At 58.4% G+C, this 16704-nt stretch carries 16 protein-coding genes and 2 pseudogenes; 12 read left to right on the forward strand and 6 right to left on the reverse strand.

Going from position 1 to position 16704, the window contains the following annotated elements:
• Positions 1-200: 200 nt before the first annotated feature.
• The 3 genes from dnaE (at position 201) to AC2FPW_RS21095 (ending at position 4388) form a co-directional block, all read left to right on the forward strand.
• Positions 201-3701, forward strand: coding sequence for a DNA polymerase III subunit alpha (gene dnaE, locus AC2FPW_RS21085; protein ID WP_496815265.1), 3501 nt, complete (start codon positions 201-203; stop codon positions 3699-3701).
• Between the two features lie 85 nt (positions 3702-3786).
• Positions 3787-4005, forward strand: coding sequence for a YMGG-like glycine zipper-containing protein (locus AC2FPW_RS21090; RefSeq protein ID WP_480774474.1), 219 nt, complete (start codon positions 3787-3789; stop codon positions 4003-4005).
• 11 nt (positions 4006-4016) lie between these two features.
• On the forward strand, positions 4017-4388 hold the full coding sequence (locus AC2FPW_RS21095; RefSeq protein ID WP_480774475.1) for a hypothetical protein: 372 nt from the start codon (positions 4017-4019) through the stop codon (positions 4386-4388).
• A 4-nt stretch (positions 4389-4392) separates the two neighbouring features.
• On the opposite strand, the gene AC2FPW_RS21100 is transcribed toward AC2FPW_RS21095, so the two are convergent.
• Complete coding sequence (locus AC2FPW_RS21100) at positions 4393-4587, reverse strand: SlyX family protein (RefSeq protein WP_209504826.1); 195 nt, start codon at positions 4585-4587, stop codon at positions 4393-4395.
• 131 nt (positions 4588-4718) lie between these two features.
• Between AC2FPW_RS21100 and hisS the strand changes: the two genes are divergently transcribed.
• Genes hisS through hisG form a run of 3 tightly spaced genes read left to right on the forward strand, consistent with a single transcriptional unit; the run spans position 4719 to position 7984 of the window.
• Complete coding sequence (gene hisS, locus AC2FPW_RS21105; protein WP_480871532.1) at positions 4719-6206, forward strand: histidine--tRNA ligase; 1488 nt, start codon at positions 4719-4721, stop codon at positions 6204-6206.
• A gap of 3 nt (positions 6207-6209) precedes the next feature.
• On the forward strand, positions 6210-7298 hold the full coding sequence (locus AC2FPW_RS21110) for an ATP phosphoribosyltransferase regulatory subunit (RefSeq protein ID WP_496815267.1): 1089 nt from the start codon (positions 6210-6212) through the stop codon (positions 7296-7298).
• Positions 7295-7984, forward strand: a complete 690-nt coding sequence (gene hisG / locus AC2FPW_RS21115; protein ID WP_267363646.1) for an ATP phosphoribosyltransferase — start codon at positions 7295-7297, stop codon at positions 7982-7984. Before AC2FPW_RS21110 ends, hisG begins: the two co-directional genes overlap by 4 nt.
• Here hisG and AC2FPW_RS21120 read toward each other — a convergent pair whose 3' ends face one another.
• Positions 7985-8416: a DUF1489 family protein gene (locus AC2FPW_RS21120; RefSeq protein WP_267363648.1), complete on the reverse strand. Its 432-nt coding sequence runs from the start codon at positions 8414-8416 to the stop codon at positions 7985-7987. It lies immediately after the preceding gene.
• A gap of 114 nt (positions 8417-8530) precedes the next feature.
• On the opposite strand from AC2FPW_RS21120, the gene AC2FPW_RS21125 reads away from it, so the two are divergent.
• Together AC2FPW_RS21125 and AC2FPW_RS21130 are read left to right on the forward strand one after the other, a co-directional pair.
• Positions 8531-10813, forward strand: a complete 2283-nt coding sequence (locus AC2FPW_RS21125) for an adenosylcobalamin-dependent ribonucleoside-diphosphate reductase (RefSeq protein ID WP_496815268.1) — start codon at positions 8531-8533, stop codon at positions 10811-10813.
• A 184-nt stretch (positions 10814-10997) separates the two neighbouring features.
• A pseudogene (locus AC2FPW_RS21130) lies at positions 10998-11143 on the forward strand (IS3 family transposase); the annotation flags it as partial.
• Positions 11144-11160: 17 nt separating this feature from the next.
• Here AC2FPW_RS21130 and AC2FPW_RS21135 read toward each other — a convergent pair.
• A pseudogene (locus AC2FPW_RS21135) lies at positions 11161-11960 on the reverse strand (IS5 family transposase).
• A 145-nt stretch (positions 11961-12105) separates the two neighbouring features.
• The gene (locus AC2FPW_RS21140) at positions 12106-12600 is read right to left on the reverse strand and encodes a MarR family winged helix-turn-helix transcriptional regulator (protein WP_496815270.1); all 495 of its coding nucleotides are present in this window, start codon (positions 12598-12600) and stop codon (positions 12106-12108) included.
• Positions 12601-12678: 78 nt separating this feature from the next.
• On the opposite strand from AC2FPW_RS21140, the gene AC2FPW_RS21145 reads away from it, so the two are divergent.
• Together AC2FPW_RS21145 and AC2FPW_RS21150 are read left to right on the forward strand one after the other, a co-directional pair.
• Entirely contained in the window at positions 12679-13587 is a 909-nt protein-coding gene (locus AC2FPW_RS21145; protein WP_480919144.1) for an EamA family transporter, read from the forward strand.
• Positions 13584-14225, forward strand: a complete 642-nt coding sequence (locus AC2FPW_RS21150; protein ID WP_496815272.1) for an NAD(P)-dependent oxidoreductase — start codon at positions 13584-13586, stop codon at positions 14223-14225. Before AC2FPW_RS21145 ends, AC2FPW_RS21150 begins: the two co-directional genes overlap by 4 nt.
• 11 nt (positions 14226-14236) lie before the next feature.
• Here the strand turns inward: AC2FPW_RS21150 and AC2FPW_RS21155 are convergent, their stop codons facing one another.
• Entirely contained in the window at positions 14237-14680 is a 444-nt protein-coding gene (locus AC2FPW_RS21155; protein ID WP_496815274.1) for a hypothetical protein, read from the reverse strand.
• 278 nt (positions 14681-14958) lie between these two features.
• Here AC2FPW_RS21155 and AC2FPW_RS21160 point away from each other — a divergent pair, with 278 nt between their 5' ends.
• Both AC2FPW_RS21160 and rpsD read left to right on the forward strand, forming a co-directional pair.
• Positions 14959-15402 (forward strand): hypothetical protein, encoded by a 444-nt coding sequence (locus tag AC2FPW_RS21160; protein WP_480482310.1) that lies wholly within the window; start codon positions 14959-14961, stop codon positions 15400-15402.
• Between the two features lie 271 nt (positions 15403-15673).
• Positions 15674-16294 (forward strand): 30S ribosomal protein S4, encoded by a 621-nt coding sequence (gene rpsD / locus AC2FPW_RS21165; protein ID WP_170374584.1) that lies wholly within the window; start codon positions 15674-15676, stop codon positions 16292-16294.
• Between the two features lie 58 nt (positions 16295-16352).
• On the opposite strand, the gene AC2FPW_RS21170 is transcribed toward rpsD, so the two are convergent.
• Positions 16353-16634: a DUF1330 domain-containing protein gene (locus AC2FPW_RS21170; RefSeq protein WP_480482308.1), complete on the reverse strand. Its 282-nt coding sequence runs from the start codon at positions 16632-16634 to the stop codon at positions 16353-16355.
• Positions 16635-16704 lie beyond the last annotated feature (70 nt).

The raw sequence follows: 16704 nt of genomic DNA on the forward strand, positions 1-16704 counted from the left end.
TCATTACAGCCAAATGGCGTGGATTTGTGCACCCTGTGTAAATATCAGTTGCTTGAAATTAAAGCGTTTTTTTGTCAGTGAAGATACCGCTTTCCGAAGCACCTTCTGGAAAATCCGAATAATCGAAAACGATTATTTTGCCAAACAACGGCGCAGGTTCCGGCTTTTGCATGCCTCGCGGCTAGGGTAGCCTGCCGTTCATGAGCAGTACCCCCCGATTCATTCACCTTCGTGTTCACACCGAATATTCCCTTCTGGAAGGGGCTGTGCGGCTGAAAAAACTGCCTGCCCTGTGCGAGAAGATGGGGATGCCTGCCGTTGCGGTGACTGACACGAATTCCATGTTTTCAGCGCTGGAATTTTCGGTGACAGCCAGTCAGGCCGGTGTCCAGCCGATCATGGGATGTCAGGTTGATCTGACTTATGTGCAGTCGCAACCGGGGGAAAAACAAAAATCGCCCGCGCCGCTTGTTCTGCTGGCACAGTCCGAGGCGGGGTACGAGAACCTGATGAAGCTGAGCACGTGCCTTTACGTGGACAAGGGCGGGCAGTTGCCGCAGGTCACGCTGGACGAGCTTGCGGACCGCGCCGACGGGCTGATCTGCCTGTCCGGAGGGCCTGACGGGCCGGTGGGCCGCCTGTTGCAACAGGGGCAACGTCCGGCGGCCGAGGCGCTGGTGGATCGGTTGGCCGCGATTTTCCCGGATCGTCTGTATATCGAACTCCAGCGTCACCCAGGTGAAGACGGCCAACCCGAGGCCGAACGCCAGACCGAGCGCGGCCATATCGAGATGGCCTATGCCAAGAACCTGCCGCTGGTTGCCACCAATGACGTCTATTTCCCGACCTCGGATATGTACGAGGCCCATGATGCGCTGATCTGTATCGCCGAAGGGGCCTATGTCGACCAGCAGGAAGGTCGCCGCCGCCTGACCGCGCAGCATTATTTCAAGTCGCAGCAGGAAATGGTGACGCTGTTCGCTGATCTGCCCGAGGCCATTGAGAACACGGTCGAGATCGCGCGGCGTTGCGCCTTTATGGCTTATCGCCGCGATCCCATCCTGCCGAAATTCGCCGATGACGAGGTCGCTGAACTGCGCCGCATCGCCAATGAAGGCTTGCAGAAACGTTTGGCAGTAATCCCCCATGCGGTGACGCCCGAGGAGTATCAGGAGCGGTTGGATTTCGAACTTGGCATCATCGAAGGCATGGGCTTTCCCGGTTACTTTCTGATCGTTGCCGACTTTATCCAATGGGCCAAAGATCACGATATTCCGGTTGGACCGGGGCGGGGATCGGGTGCGGGCTCGCTGGTGGCTTATGCGCTGACAATTACCGACCTCGATCCGCTGCGTTACAGCCTGCTGTTTGAACGGTTCCTGAATCCCGAACGGGTTTCGATGCCCGACTTCGATATCGACTTCTGCATGGATCGCCGCGAAGAGGTGATCCGCTACGTGCAGCAGAAATACGGGCGCGACAAGGTGGGGCAGATCATCACTTTTGGTGCCTTGCTGTCCAAGGCCGCCGTACGCGATATCGGGCGGGTGCTGCAAATGCCTTACGGGCAGGTGGACCGTCTGTCCAAGATGATCCCTGTGGAAGGGGTAAAACCGGTTTCCATCGAAAAAGCCCTGAAGGACGAGCCGCGCCTGCGGGAAGAAGCGCGCAACGAAGAGGTGGTGGATCGTCTGCTGACGTATGGCCAGCAGGTCGAAGGGTTGCTGCGCAACGCCTCGACCCACGCGGCTGGGGTGGTGATTGGCGACCGGCCACTGGACGCGCTGGTGCCGATCTATCAGGACCCGCGATCCGACATGCCTGCAACCCAGTTCAACATGAAATGGGTGGAACAGGCCGGGCTGGTAAAGTTCGACTTTCTGGGCTTGAAGACCCTGACCGTGATCCAGAACGCGATGGACTTGATCTTCAAGTCCGGGCGGAAGTTGCACATCGCCGCCGATGGCACCGAGCTTTACGAACCTGCCGAGGGGGCCGAGAACCAGATCAACGCCATCCCATTGGATGACGAAGCGACGTATAAGCTCTATTCAGCGGCCAAGACAGTCGCGGTGTTCCAGGTTGAATCCTCGGGCATGATGGACGCGCTCAAGCGCATGAAACCCACCTGTATCGAGGATATCGTGGCCCTCGTCGCGCTCTATCGTCCCGGCCCGATGGAGAACATCCCGACCTATTGCGAGGTCAAGAACGGGCTGCGCGAGATCACTTCCGTTCATCCGCTGATCGACCACATTCTTGAGGAAACCCAGGGCATCATCGTCTATCAGGAACAGGTGATGCAGATCGCACAGGTGATGGCCGGGTACAGCCTGGGCGGCGCGGACCTGCTGCGCCGCGCGATGGGTAAAAAGATCAAAGAGGCGATGGATGCTGAACGCCCCAAATTCGAAAAAGGCGCGGCAGAAAACGGGGTGGATGCTAAGAAAGCCAGCGAAGTCTTCGACCTGCTGGAAAAATTCGCCAATTACGGCTTCAACAAATCCCACGCCGCCGCCTATGCGGTGGTCAGCTATCAAACCGGCTGGTTGAAGGCAAACCATCCGGTCGAATTCATGGCGGGTGTCATGAATTGCGATATTCATCTGACCGACAAGCTGGCGATCTATTTCGAAGAGGTCCGAAAAGGGCTGGAACTGCCGTATATTCCACCTTGTGTGAACCGCTCTCAGGCCACGTTCGATGTTGATAACGGACATCTGGTCTATGCGCTGGGCGCGCTCAAGAATGTGGGTGTCGAGGCGATGAACCTGATCGTTGCGGGTCGCGCGGGCAAGCCATTTGTCAACCTGTTCGATTTCGCCCGCCGCGTGGATTTGAAGAAAGTGGGCAAACGCCCGCTTGAGATGCTGGCCCGCGCCGGGGCTTTTGATGAGCTGGACCGGAACCGCCGCCGTGTGTTTGAAAGCCTAGATGCGCTGGTGCAGTATTCGGCAGCGATCCATGAACAGAAGAATTCGAACCAAGTGTCGCTGTTTGGCGAGGCCGGAGATGACCTGCCCGAACCACGCCTGTCGCCGACCCCCGACTGGCTGCCAGCTGAACGTCTGAGCGAAGAGTTTAAGGCCATCGGCTTCTACCTCTCTGGTCATCCGCTGGATGACTATATGCCGGCCTTGAAGCGTAAACAGGTTCTGACGCTGGACGAGGTGACAGAGAAAGCCCGTTCTGGCCCGCTGATTGCCAAGATGGCCGGAGTGGTTGCCGGGCGGCAGGAACGGAAATCGGCCAAGGGCAACCGGTTCGCCTTTGCCCAGCTTTCGGACCCGACCGGCGCTTATGAGGTCACGCTGTTTTCCGACACGCTGGAGAAATGCCGCGAGTTTCTGGAAACCGGCGCTCAGGTGGTTCTGACCGTCGAGGCGACGATGGAGTCCGATCAGCTCAAGCTATTGGGACGTTCGGTTGGACCAGCGGATTCTGTGGTGGCCGAAGCCGGGGCGACGGGACTGCGCATCTTTGTCGACGAAGCGCGGGCGGTGCCAACTATTGCAACGGTTCTTGAAGAAGCCGCAACCGCCGCCAAGGGTGCGGCCCGCGGACCGATCCAACTGCTGTTGCTGGACCCCGGCCTGCCCGGCGACGTCGAAATCGACTTGGGGCGTGTGTTCCCGATCAATCCCCAGATCAAGGGCGCGATCAAATCGCTGGAAGGCGTGATGACCGTCGAAGAGATCTGACACCGCTTTGTTGCCAGACAGTTAGCGCACCGCTAGGCTGACCTTGCAAATATGTCTTCTGATCATGCCACGGGAGGGCGTTGATATGACGATTGCAGGTCTCAATTTCAGAACGATTGCATTGGGGGCGGCGGCATCGCTGGCTTTGGTTTCGGCGACAGCCACGCTTGCGGACGACAAGAAGAAAGAGAACACGATCAAAGGTGCTGTGATCGGGGCCGGGGTCGGGGCCTTGATCGGCGACGGCAAGGGTGCCGCCGCAGGGGCAATTGCTGGTGCGCTGATCGGCGCGAACTCGAAATAAGCGGGGGCGGGATGATGCGTTTGAACGCGATGAAAGTGATCACAACCGCCGCGCTGCTTACAGGGCCCGGCTATGCCCTTGCGGACGAGGAAGCCGAACAGATGGTGCAAGCGGCGCTGCCGCTCATGTATCACACATGCGCGTCGGTCATCGAAGAGGCTGACGGGAATGAAGAATACATTGTGGACGTGGTCGGCAAGATGACGGCGTTGTCCCTTTATAACCGTCAGGTCGACCTCGAAGCTCATGCCAGTTCGGACGAGGAAAAGGCCACGCTGCGCGAAACATTTGTGGCGGCTCTGAAAGACGGCTGCGCCGGGGATGAAAACGCCCTGCTGGGTGGCGTCGTCGACGACGCGGTGAAATCAACGCTGGGGCTGTAAGCTTTCAGTAATGTGGCGGACGTTCGTCACCAAGGACAACGCCGCCTGACCCTTCCTGTGCGCGCTCGGCCTCGCGGTGCAGCAGCATCTCGACACGGCGGGTCAGCCGGTCAATCTCGGCCTGTTGCCGGGTGACAACCGCGTTCAGATCGTCAACCGTGCGGGTCAGATGGGCAATCTGTTCTTCCAGTTGCTGCATAGGATGCTCCTGTCTTTCAGACTGCACATAGCGACCCTGTGACGCCTTGGCCAGAGAAAGCGCGCCTTGCCCAGATGCGGGCCATGGGATAGACCGCGCGCGGAACAGGTACACTCCCAAGGACGCCCCACATGGCCAAGCCCAAGAAACAGCCCCGCCCCAAGGCCGAAACGCCGAAAGGGTTCCGTGACTATTTCGGCGAGGAAGTCACGCAGCGCACCGAGATGCTGCGGACGATTGCGGGCGTGTATCATCGTTACGGTTTCGACGCGCTGGAAAGCAGCGCGGTCGAAACCGTCGAGGCGCTGGGCAAGTTCCTGCCCGACGTGGACCGCCCGAACGAAGGCGTCTTTGCGTGGCAGGAGTTTGACGAGGGCGGAAATGGCGACTGGATGGCCCTGCGCTATGACTTGACCGCGCCTCTGGCCCGGGTTTACGCCCAGCACCGCAACGACTTGCCCACGCCCTATCGCCGCTATGCAATGGGTCCGGTCTGGCGCAACGAAAAGCCGGGACCTGGGCGCTTTCGGCAGTTCTATCAGTGCGATGCGGATACGGTTGGAACCGCCTCGATGGCTGCTGATGCCGAGATCTGTGCAATGCTGGCCGACACGCTGGAAGAGGTTGGCATCCCGCGCGGTGACTACATCATCCGGGTGAATAACCGGAAGGTTTTGAACGGTGTGCTGGAGGCGATGGGGCTTGGCGATGATCAAGCCGCACGAGACAATGTTCTTCGCACCATCGACAAATTCGACAAGGTGGGTGAGCAGGGTGTGCGCGAGTTGCTGACCAAGGGCCGTCTGGACGCGTCGGGCGCGTTCATCGACGGCGTTGGTCTCAGCGATGATCAGGCAGACCCGGTTATCGCCTTCCTGACTTCCAAGGCCGTCGATACCGCTGGTACATTGGCCAACCTCCGCATTGCCGTGGGTGACAGCAAGATTGGGGCGGATGGGATTGCTGAACTGGAACAGATCGCTGAACTTCTCTCCGCTGGCGGCTACGGCCCTGACCGCATTGTCATTGACCCCTCCGTCGTCCGTGGCCTGGGCTATTACACCGGTCCGGTCTACGAGGCCGAACTGACGTTCGAAATTTTCGACGAGAAAGGCCGCAAGCGGCAGTTCGGCTCGGTCGCGGGGGGCGGGCGCTATGACGATCTGGTCAAGCGGTTCACCGGGCAGGAAGTGCCCGCGACCGGGGTGTCCATCGGCGTCGATCGGCTGCTAGCGGCGCTGCGCGAAAAGGGCCGGATCAGCGCCCAGGCCAAAGGCCCCGTGGTCGTCACCGTCATGGATCGCGATCGGATGGCTGATTATCAGGCGATGGTGGCCGAGCTGCGCAATGCGGGCATCCGGGCCGAGGTGTATCTGGGCAATCCCAAGAACTTTGGCAATCAGTTGAAATACGCGGACAAGCGCAACTCTCCGGTTGCGGTGATCGAAGGCGGGGACGAAAAGGCAAAAGGCATCGTGCAGATCAAGGACCTGATCCTTGGGGCTAAGATCGCCGAAAGCGCCACGCTGGAGGAATGGAAAGAACGCCCCAGCCAGTTCGAAGTATCGCGCGCTGATCTGGTCGCGAAAGTGCGTGAAATTCTGAACAGTCAGGACTGACCCATGCCCAACCGTTCCCAGATACAGGCCCGTGCCGCGATGATGCGTGTCCGGTTCGAGGTTGCGGGCGCGCAGGTGGTGGATACCCCGCTGCTGCAACCCGCTGAAATGTTGCTGGACCTCTATGGCGAGGATATCCGCGCCCGTGCCTACGTCACCTCGGACGCGCTGCGGGGCGAGCAGATGCTGCGCCCGGATTTCACCCTGCCTGTTGTTCAGATGCACATGCGGGACGGGGCCGAGCCAGCGCGCTATACCTATTCAGGTGAGGTGTTCCGCCGTCAGGAACACGACCCGGACCGTTCGAACGAATATATTCAGGTGGGGTACGAGGTTTTTGACCGCGATGATCCCGCTGGTGCCGATGCCGAAGTGTTTTCGCTGATGGCGCTGCAACTGCGCGGGCTGCCTCTGCGCGCAGCGACCGGGGATATCGGTATCCTGACGGCGGCTGTCGAAGGTCTTCGGACCACAGACCGCCGCAAGGCCGCGCTGATGCGGCACCTGTGGCGGCCGCGCCGGTTTCGTGCGCTGCTGGACCGGTTTGCAGGGCGTAAACCGGGGCCCGAAGGCCGTGACGCGCTTTTGGACGCGGACGACCCAATGGCGATTGATGTTCCGATGATCGGCAAGCGTCGCGCGCCCGAGATTGCCGACCGGATCAAAGCCCTGCGCGAAGATCGCGCTGCGCCGCCGATCTCTGACAATGAGCTGGCCGGGTTGGAAACGCTGCTGAATGTGCGTGAAACCATGCCCTTCGCGTTGGAACAGCTGAGGGATGTGGCAGTGGATCTGCCGCAGATCACCCCGGCGCTGGACCGGTTGGAGGCGCGGATCGCAGCCCTGCAAGCGCGTGGCGTCGATGTTGCACGGCTGGATTTCGAAGCGTCTTATGGCCGGACATCAATGGAATATTATGACGGGTTTGTCTTTGGGTTCTACGCCGAAGGCCGTCCCGACCTGCCGCCCGTCGCCACCGGTGGGCGCTATGATGCGCTGACGCGCCGCTTGGGGGATGGGGCCGAAATCCCCGCAATCGGTGGCGTGATCCGCCCGGACCTGATGCTTGAAATCGAGGAGGCCGCGCAATGAGTGTGAAACTGGGCGTGCCTTCGAAGGGCCGGTTGATGGAAAAGACCGTATCATGGTTCGAAAAACATGGCATCGTGCTGTCCCGCAACGGCTCGGACCGGGAATATGCGGGTAGGGTTGACGGGATTGACGGCGTCTCGCTGGTTCTGTTGTCGGCGGGTGAGATTCCGCGCGAACTTGCGTCGGGCCGTATTCATCTGGGCGTCACCGGCATCGATCTGGTGCAAGAAAAACTTCCGCGCTGGGAACAGCAGGTCGAAGAGATTGCGCAGCTGGGCTTTGGCAAAGCCGATCTGATCATTGCCACACCCGCCTGCTGGGTCGATGTGGACACGCTGGACGATCTCGATGCGGCAGCAGCAGCATTTCGCAACACCCATGGCCACCGGCTGCGGATCGCCACCAAATATCACCGACTGGTGCGGGAGTTCCTGACCGACGCGGGCGTGGCCGATTACACTCTGGTCGACAGCCAGGGGGCGACCGAAGGTACGGTCATGAACGAAACAGCCGAGGCAATTGCCGATATCACCTCCTCAGGTGAAACCCTGCGGGCAAACCACCTCAAGATCCTGTCGGACGGTCTGATCCTGCAATCGCAGGCCACGTTGTGGCGCAGCCGGGTTGCAAAGGTCGACGCGGCGGATAAGGCGGTTCTGACGGAATTGCTGGATCGGCTGCGGTAATTACAGCACACCGATATCCGCAAGGGCGCGGTTCAGATCATCGGGCAGGGTGTCATCCTGCGCGCGCCCTTTCGGCAAGTCGGCTGGTGTATCTTCGGGCTTCAGGTATCGCCACCCCTGAAACGGGCGTTTCAAGGCGTTCTGGGTCCGATGTACGTTAGGGTCGAGAACGATGGCGCAGCGGCGGATACCGTCCTCGCCGATCACCTCGTCCAGGCGCAGAATGCGCTGACGGCACTGTACGACACCCTTGATGACCCAATAGATTGATCCGCCATTTAGAATCTCGGCATCACGTTTGGGCCACATGCGGGTTACGTGGCGCGGATATCCGTCCTCATAAAGCGGTTTGCGGCTGTCCTGCCACGCGATCAAAGAGTCCACGCTTTCCGAACCAACCGAAAGTTTGATGAGGTTCACGTACTTATCCACAGCTTTCCCACAGAGTCGTCCCTTTGCTATCTATCCATTGTAGCTCAGGATTGGCTTTCATCAAGGTGTAGTGGGTGTTAGTCTGGATACCTCTTTCAGCACAGGGAATCACCAATGAGCCGCTTTGCCGCCCCCATCGCCGAGCAGATCTGGGACATGAAATACCGCTTCAAACAGGCGGATGGCACGCCCATCGATCAGACGGTTGAAGACAGCTGGCGACGCATCGCCCGTGACCTCGCGCGGGTCGAGGACGACCCGGATCATTGGGAAGACAGGTTCTACGAGGCACTGGAAGATTTCAAATATCTGCCCGCCGGGCGCATCACTGCTGGCGCAGGCACCGCGCGGCAGGTGACACTGTTCAACTGCTTCGTTATGGGCACCATCCCCGACAGCATGGGCGGCATCTTTGACATGCTGAAAGAGGCCGCGCTGACCATGCAGCAGGGGGGCGGGATCGGCTATGATTTCTCGACCATCCGCCCGCGTGGCGCGGATGTGAAAGGTGTGGCGGCAGATGCCTCGGGCCCGCTCAGCTTTATGGATGTGTGGGACGCAATGTGCCGCACGATCATGTCCGCGGGTTCGCGCCGGGGGGCGATGATGGCCACCATGCGCTGCGATCACCCCGATATCGAACAGTTCATCACCGCCAAATCCGACCCGGCCCGCCTGCGCATGTTCAACATGTCAGTGCTGGTGACCGATCCCTTCATGGAGGCGGTCAAGGCCGACGGCCCGTGGGAGTTGCAATTTGACGGCAAGATCTATCATACCGTTCAGGCGCGCGATCTGTGGAACAAGATCATGCAGGCCACATATGATTATGCTGAACCGGGCGTGATCTTCATCGACCGCATCAATCAGGCCAACAACCTGAGCTATGTTGAAACCATCGCCGCGACGAACCCCTGTGGCGAACAGCCTTTGCCACCGTACGGGGCTTGCCTGCTGGGCTCGATCAATCTGGCGCGGCTGGTTGCCGAACCGTTTGGGGATGCCGCGCATCTGGATGAACCGGCGTTGCAGGAACTGGTCGCGACAGCCGTGCGCATGATGGATAACGTCGTGGACGCGTCAAAATTCCCGCTGGCCGAGCAAGAGGCGGAAGCGCAGGACAAGCGCCGCATCGGGCTGGGCGTGACGGGTCTTGCGGATGCGCTGCTGATGCTGGGCCTGCGCTATGGGTCCGACGAGGCGGCGCGCCAGACGGAACGCTGGTTGCACGCAATCGCCCGAGCCGCATATCTGGCCTCGGTCGATCTGGCTAAGGAGAAAGGCGCGTTCCCCCTGTTCGACGCCGAGAAATATCTGGCCAGCGGCACGATGCAGCAAATGGATGACGACGTCCGCGATGCGATCCGCGAACATGGCATCCGCAACGCTCTGCTGACCTCGATTGCGCCCACGGGCACGATTTCGCTTTATGCCGGGAACGTGTCGTCGGGGATTGAACCGGTCTTTGCCTATGCCTACACCCGCAAGGTTCTGCAAAAAGACGGCTCGCGCACCGAAGAAGAGGTCGTGGATTACGCCGTTCAGATGTGGCGCGACAAGTTCGGCGACGCAGCGCTGCCGGACTATTTCGTCAATGCCCAGACCCTGTCGCCGTCGGATCACGTCAAGATGCAGGCGGCAGCGCAGAAATGGATAGACAGCTCGATCTCCAAGACCATCAACTGCCCGGAAGATATCAGCTTTGACGCCTTCAAGGATGTCTACATGCAGGCCTGGGATCAGGGCTGCAAAGGGTGCACGACCTATCGCCCCAACGATGTGACCGGCTCGGTTCTGACCGTTTCGGAAAGCGATGACAAGGTGCCGGGGGAAAGCGCGAATGCGCCTCATGAAATTGAAGGCGGCGACGTCATCTACATGTCCGAACCGCTGGATCGCCCGCAATCGCTGGAGGGGTCGACTTACAAGCTGAAATGGCCCGATAGCGAGCACGCGATTTATCTGACCATCAACGACATCATCATCTCGGGCCGCCGCCGCCCGTTCGAAGTGTTCATCAACTCCAAGAATATGGAACATTACGCCTGGACACTGGCGCTGACGCGGATGATCTCGGCCGTGTTCCGTCGGGGTGGGGACGTGTCCTTTGTGGTCGAAGAGCTGAAAGCCGTTTTCGACCCGCGCGGCGGGGCGTGGGTCAAAGGCAAGTATATCCCATCGATCCTGGCCGCGATCGGGGGCGTGATCGAACAGCACATGGTTGCCATCGGCTTTCTGGAAGGCGAGGGGATGGGGCTGAAATCCGACCCCCAGGCGCAGGTGGTGAACCTAGACGCGCCACGCGGCAAAGCCTGCCCGTCCTGCGGTCAGTACGACATGGTCATGATCGAAGGCTGCATGACCTGCCGGAACTGCGGTCATTCCAAATGCGGATAGGTATGAAGCGCTGCACGAATGTGTGTGGCGTGCCACGCGACATGACCTAAACGTTTTAATAGGTCATTTTGGCTGGAGATATGAGAAAACGGCCACGGAATTCTTCCGGGGCCTTTCTCCTGTCTAGCGGAGTTGATGAATGGCGATAGCGCTGCTGGTACATCGTGGCCACCAAGAAGTGGAGATGAGACAGAAACCCGGAACCAAGCAGAGCCACGGCGAGAAAGTCGTAAAGACATTCGTCGCGCGACGCGCAAACTTTACTCTGCGGAACAGAAGGTCAGGATCGTGCTGGACGGCCTCAATGGTGAAGACAGCAAATCAGATTTGCCTTCTAGGGTCAGGATTCATAACCAATAGATGACGGTTGCTGCGAGGGCGATAGCGGAGAGGAAGACTTTGGGACAGCGATCATAACGTGTCACTACGCGCCTCCAGTCCTTGAGCCTACCAAACATGATCTCAATACGGTTGCGCCGTTTGTATCGGCGCTTGTCATACTTCACAGTTGTCTTGCGTTGCTTTCGACCTGGGATGCAGGCGCTTATTCCTTTGTCTTTCAACGCGTCTCGGAACCCGTCTGCATCATAGCCGCGATCCCCGAGCAGCCAGTCGACTTCTGGTATGCTGCTCAGTAGCGCTCGCGCACCGATGTAGTCACTGACTTGGCCAGCGGTGACAAAAAGGCTGATCGGTCGCCCTTGGCTGTCACAGATAGCATGCAGTTTAGTACTCATGCCGCCCTTGGTTCGGCCAATCAGGCGGCCACGCCCCCCTTTTTCGCGGCCATGCTGGTCGCGGTGCGATGTGCTTTCAGATAGGTCACGTCCACTGCCCGGCAGGGCATTGCGGAGCAATGTCCCGAGAGGGGATCATCACGGTCTTTTCCTCGCCGTGTTCGGCTGCCAAGCCGACCATCATCCGCGCGAAGATGCCTTTCTCACTCCAACGCTTCCACCGGCTATAAAGCGTCTTGTGCGGTCCGTATTCTTTGGGAGCGTCACGCCACCGCAACCCATTGCGATTGATTGAAGATAATCCCGCTCAGCACCCTCTTGTCATCGACCCGTGGCTTGCCGTGCGACCGCGGGAAGAAAGGGGAAAGTTTGGCCATCTGCTCGTCGGTCAGCCAGAAAAGGTCACTCATATCACCACTCCATTTTTCGAGCCGTGAATCATGCAGCGCCTTGAAAATCAATGCATCCTGACCCTAGGCATCGGTAGTTAGTTCCAATGCAAAGTCGTATTCTGAGAGTGTGTTGGTTTCTTGGGGCGCGCCAACTTTCCGGTATTCATTTCGCGTCTACGTCAATCGCCTTGCCCAGTGTTTTAAGCAATTCATTCAGGTTTTCGCGCTGCGTGGGTGATAACCCTCTCAAGAGCCGATGTTGTGTTTCAACGTGATCTGAAACGACATTTTCGATTTTTGAGAACCCGGCCTTGGTCAAACGTATCAAAAAACCCCGTTTATCTTCAGGATTTGGTACGCGCTCTACCAGACCTGCCTTGACGAGCTGGTCAATCCGGTTGGTCATTGTCCCGGACGTCACCATGGTCAGGTCAAGCAATTCCCCGGGCGACAAGCCTTCAGGCTTTCCGGATCTGCGCAGAGTCGCCAGTACATCAAAGCTGGCGAGGTTAAGCCCGTAAACCTTCCAGGTTTTGTCCATCTCTTTTCTGAGTTGAGCCACCAGGCGGGAGAGACGCCCAATCGTTTCCATCGGTCCGACATCAAGGTCGGGTCGGGCTTTGTTCCATTGCGAAATGATACGATCAATGTGGTCCATGGAAGCATATTGCGAAGATTTATCTTGACGTCAAGAGAATGAACAATATCTTGACGTCAAGATAAATGGAGATTCCTCATGAAACATCATGTCGACATCGCGCTCACTGCAATCGCGCCGCTGGTCTGGGGCAGCACGTACTACGTTACGACTGAATTCCTTCCGGCCGGGTATCCAGTCACTATGGCTGCCCTACGGGCTTTGCCCGCTGGCCTGCTATTGCTTGTTCTTGCCCGGCAATTGCCGCAGGGTATCTGGTGGATACGCGCCTTCGTTCTCGGTGCGCTCAACTTCACCGCGTTCTGGACATTGCTATTTGTGGCGGCGTACCGACTGCCTGGCGGTGTAGCCGCAACTGTTGGGGCGGTTCAGCCTTTGATTGTCGTATTCTTGGCCGGGGTACTGATTGGTACGACGGTCAAGGTGTCTGCGGTGGTCGCGGCACTGATCGGTATCTTTGGGGTCGGACTTCTTGTTCTTGGTTCGGGGATTTCACTTGATCCGATTGGAGTGATTGCGGGCATCGGGGGCGCAGCCTCCATGGGGGCGGGCACAGTTCTGACCCGGAAGTGGCAAGCCCCTGTGCCCCTTTTGACTTTGGCGGCCTGGCAACTCACGGCAGGGGGGCTGTTGCTGGTACCTTTGGCGCTTCTGTTTGAGCCTGCGTTTCCACCATTGAATACGCAAAACATCACCGGCATCGTCTATCTCACTCTGATCGGGGCTGCGCTGACATACATCTTATGGTTCCGGGGCGTTTCCCGGATCGAACCCGGCGCCGTTTCAGCCCTTGGTTTTCTCAGCCCGCTTTCCGCAGTCATTATTGGATGGATGCTTCTTGGTCAGGCTTTGACACCCACCCAGATCGCCGGAGCCGGGGTTGTGCTCACGGCAATCTGGCTTGGACAGCGTGCTGGGCAGATGGGCAATTCCGTACTTTCAAGAACTTCCAATTCACACCTCGTCTCAAAAGGAGAATGCTCATGAAACTTGTTGTATTTGGTGCCACTGGCGACGTCGGTTCTCGTGTCGTGACTGAGGCCATTTCGCGTGGCCATGAGGTTACTGCGGCAGTTCGAAACGAGGCGGGGCTCAAAAAACTACCCAAGGGTGCCAAGCCGGTTGTTGCAGATGTCGCAGACCCTGCGGCATTGGCCGCTGCGATGGCTGGCCAGGATTTGGCCATAAGCGCTGTGCGTACACCGGCCGGGCGTGAAGGTGAAATTGTTGCTTTGACCCGATCCATCCTGCATGTCGCATCTCTTGTCCGTCTTCGCGTAATTATTATTGGGGGTGCCGCTCGTCTGCATATGCCCGATGGCAGCCCGCACACTGTCTTATCAGATCCAGACTTTCTGCCTGAAAGCATAGTCCCAACCGCACGTGCATCCATGGCGCAGTGGGAACTCTGTTCATCGGATGCCTCAGCAAACTGGACCTATGCCAGCCCGTCCGCCTTATTGCAGCCCGGTGAACGCCGGGGCGTATTCAGAACCGACACAGATAACCTGATTGTTGATGACGCCGGCAACTCAGAAATCTCCATGGAAGATTTTGCAGTGGCAATTGTAGATGAGGCCCAATCGCCCAAATTTCCACGTGCCGCCTTTACCGCGGGTTATTGAACCCCAACAACCTAGTCGTTTTGGCAAAGCGCCCCGTCTGCAGTTCGCAAGCGGGGTGTTTTCTCGAATGCGGTCTCGTCACGCGACCTTACGAAAACGAACAGGCCGCACCACGGCATCGACGGTCGCTGAGGTAAGGCAGCTATGAGCCGATTCAACAGGGCGGTCCATGGCGGCTGGTGAAATACTGCAGGTGCACCAATGACCGAGAAAAGCCCTATCGCCACAGGGCAGGTTAATGTCTCACCCAGGATGGCCAGACCCGGCATCACACCGACACCGGCGCGCAGATACGCCTGGCTTGCGACGTCCATGGACCCTAGCGTGTGCACCAGTTTGAAATAGATCGGCAGGGCCACACCAGTGCACAAGGTCAAAAGAACGCTTGTTGCCGCCAATGCTGTTACACTCGGCGTCAAGGTCCATGGACGGTCCAGCAGCAGCTTAGCGCCCATCACCAAAACGCTCCGTCGGATCGCATGTCTGACTAAGGAAGTGTGACCACCACTCTCACGGGTGGGTTTTTCCATCTTGATCTCTGATCAGAAACCATTCCCTGGGTCGCCGCAGCAAGCTGATGCTCAGATAATCAGCTTGGATCAAGGCAAACACATATTTTTGATTCACTTCTGCAACATTCTTGTGAATGCTTCATTCCTGTCTCTTTTCCGCCGGATTTGGTGCTGATAAGCAATGATTGAATATCGGGATGTTAAATAGTGCGAGTGGGCAGATGAGAGCCGGAGTTAACGGTCAGGTAGCCATTTCATGGGATCAAACTGAAATTGACGGACTCGAGGACGCGCCTCTGGCGTGTCTGGCCGTCGGCGCGGCTTGGTCATGGCGCGGACAGGCGATAGTGCTGAGCGCAGAAGCCGAGAGCAGCGTCGAACAGATTGGATATGCGCGGGGCGCTGCAACCCGCATACAAAACCGCTTCCCGATTGTCCGGGAAGTTTCCGGCCACGTGACTGGTGCTTTGACACTTACCAATGGGTCGCAGCGGTTTTCAGCCAACCTTGTTGCCGACACCAATGATGCAGCACCGACCATCGTTTTCGATGGCGCATGCCCGCCACGGGATGAAGAATTCTGGATCGTCGACGTGACCGAGGTTGTGATGGTGCACAAGGCGGGTGTTGAAGGCGGCGGGAATGTCGTTGCCTTTCCGGCCTGAACGCGACCTGCATTTTTCTTGATGAAAGCGGTGTGACGGCAACCGTCGCTATGCGCGCAGGGGCCTGTGCTGCCTGCGGCGAACATATCTTTGCAGATATTCGAAACTGCGTTGAATGCCGTGTTGACTCTGCCGGCTTTGCGGATATAAGCGCGGCTTCATTGGTGTTGGTGGCCCCCGCAAGGGGAAGCCTGTCATGAGGGAAACCTCAAGAGGACAACGCCCTTCATAGTTGCCCGTTTGGGCATCGACCTAAAGAAGGAGATCAGCCGTGACCAAACGCACGTCTGCCAAGTACAAAATCGACCGCCGGATGGGCGAAAACATCTGGGGTCGTCCGAAATCCCCGGTCAACCGTCGTGAATACGGCCCCGGCCAGCACGGTCAGCGCCGCAAGGGCAAACTGTCGGACTTCGGTCTGCAGCTGCGTGCCAAGCAGAAGCTGAAAGGCTACTACGGCGACCTGACCGAAAAGCAGTTCCGCCGCATCTATGCCGAAGCCGAGCGTGTAAAAGGCGACACCGGTGAAAACCTGATCGGCCTGCTGGAGCGCCGTCTGGACGCCGTCGTCTATCGCGCCAAGTTCGTACCGACCGTCTTCGCGGCGCGTCAGTTCGTGAACCATGGCCACGTCAAAGTGAACGGCAAGCGGGTGAATATCCCCAGCTACCGCGTCAAAGAAGGCGACGTCATCGAAGTGCGTGACAAGTCCAAGCAACTGGCTGTTGTTCTGGAAGCTGTTGCCCTGGCCGAGCGTGATGTTCCTGACTACATCGATGCCGACCACTCGAAAATGACTGCAACGTTCGTTCGCGCACCGGGCCTGAGCGATGTGCCGTACCCGGTCATGATGGAACCGAACCTGGTCGTCGAATTCTACGCGAAGAACTGATCTTCGCATTCCGACCTGGCATTCAGAGCCGCACCTTTGGGTGCGGCTCTTTTCATTTTCAGCCCAGCAGAACGATATCCGACGCGCCTGCGCTGCGACGCAGCTCGTGAATGTCTTTTAGTTCCGGGTCGTTGATCCATCCCAGCGCCGCGTCCCTGTTGGGAAAGGAAAGCAGGGCTGCAACGTCAGGCAAGTCCGGTGTGCCGTCCAGCGCGGTTGTTTCTTTGGTGGCGTGTTCGACCTTTCCGCCATGGCGGGCCAGTGCAGGCCCGGCCTGTTCGCGATAAGCGGCCAGCGCGTCGGGATTCTTTACGGTAAGTTTTGCGTAGGCATAGATCATGGCTTTGCTCCTTGATGTGTGGGCAAAAGCTAGGGTGTGATCTGCTTTGCGAAAACGCGTGTATTTGCAT

This window comes from Ruegeria sp. SATB027, assembly GCF_059613825.1.

Bases quoted from the DNA above. Each gene is read 5' to 3' on its own strand.
- dnaE (WP_496815265.1), top strand. From the start codon at position 201: ATGAGCAGTACCCCCCGATTCATTCACCTTCGTGTTCACACCGAATAT.
- AC2FPW_RS21090 (WP_480774474.1), top strand. From the start codon at position 3,787: ATGACGATTGCAGGTCTCAATTTCAGAACGATTGCATTGGGGGCGGCG.
- AC2FPW_RS21095 (WP_480774475.1), top strand. From the start codon at position 4,017: ATGATGCGTTTGAACGCGATGAAAGTGATCACAACCGCCGCGCTGCTT.
- AC2FPW_RS21100 (WP_209504826.1), bottom strand. From the start codon at position 4,587: ATGCAGCAACTGGAAGAACAGATTGCCCATCTGACCCGCACGGTTGAC.
- hisS (WP_480871532.1), top strand. From the start codon at position 4,719: ATGGCCAAGCCCAAGAAACAGCCCCGCCCCAAGGCCGAAACGCCGAAA.
- AC2FPW_RS21110 (WP_496815267.1), top strand. From the start codon at position 6,210: ATGCCCAACCGTTCCCAGATACAGGCCCGTGCCGCGATGATGCGTGTC.
- hisG (WP_267363646.1), top strand. From the start codon at position 7,295: ATGAGTGTGAAACTGGGCGTGCCTTCGAAGGGCCGGTTGATGGAAAAG.
- AC2FPW_RS21125 (WP_496815268.1), top strand. From the start codon at position 8,531: ATGAGCCGCTTTGCCGCCCCCATCGCCGAGCAGATCTGGGACATGAAA.
- AC2FPW_RS21140 (WP_496815270.1), bottom strand. From the start codon at position 12,600: ATGGACCACATTGATCGTATCATTTCGCAATGGAACAAAGCCCGACCC.
- AC2FPW_RS21145 (WP_480919144.1), top strand. From the start codon at position 12,679: ATGAAACATCATGTCGACATCGCGCTCACTGCAATCGCGCCGCTGGTC.
- AC2FPW_RS21150 (WP_496815272.1), top strand. From the start codon at position 13,584: ATGAAACTTGTTGTATTTGGTGCCACTGGCGACGTCGGTTCTCGTGTC.
- AC2FPW_RS21155 (WP_496815274.1), bottom strand. From the start codon at position 14,680: ATGGGCGCTAAGCTGCTGCTGGACCGTCCATGGACCTTGACGCCGAGT.
- AC2FPW_RS21160 (WP_480482310.1), top strand. From the start codon at position 14,959: ATGAGAGCCGGAGTTAACGGTCAGGTAGCCATTTCATGGGATCAAACT.
- AC2FPW_RS21170 (WP_480482308.1), bottom strand. From the start codon at position 16,634: ATGATCTATGCCTACGCAAAACTTACCGTAAAGAATCCCGACGCGCTG.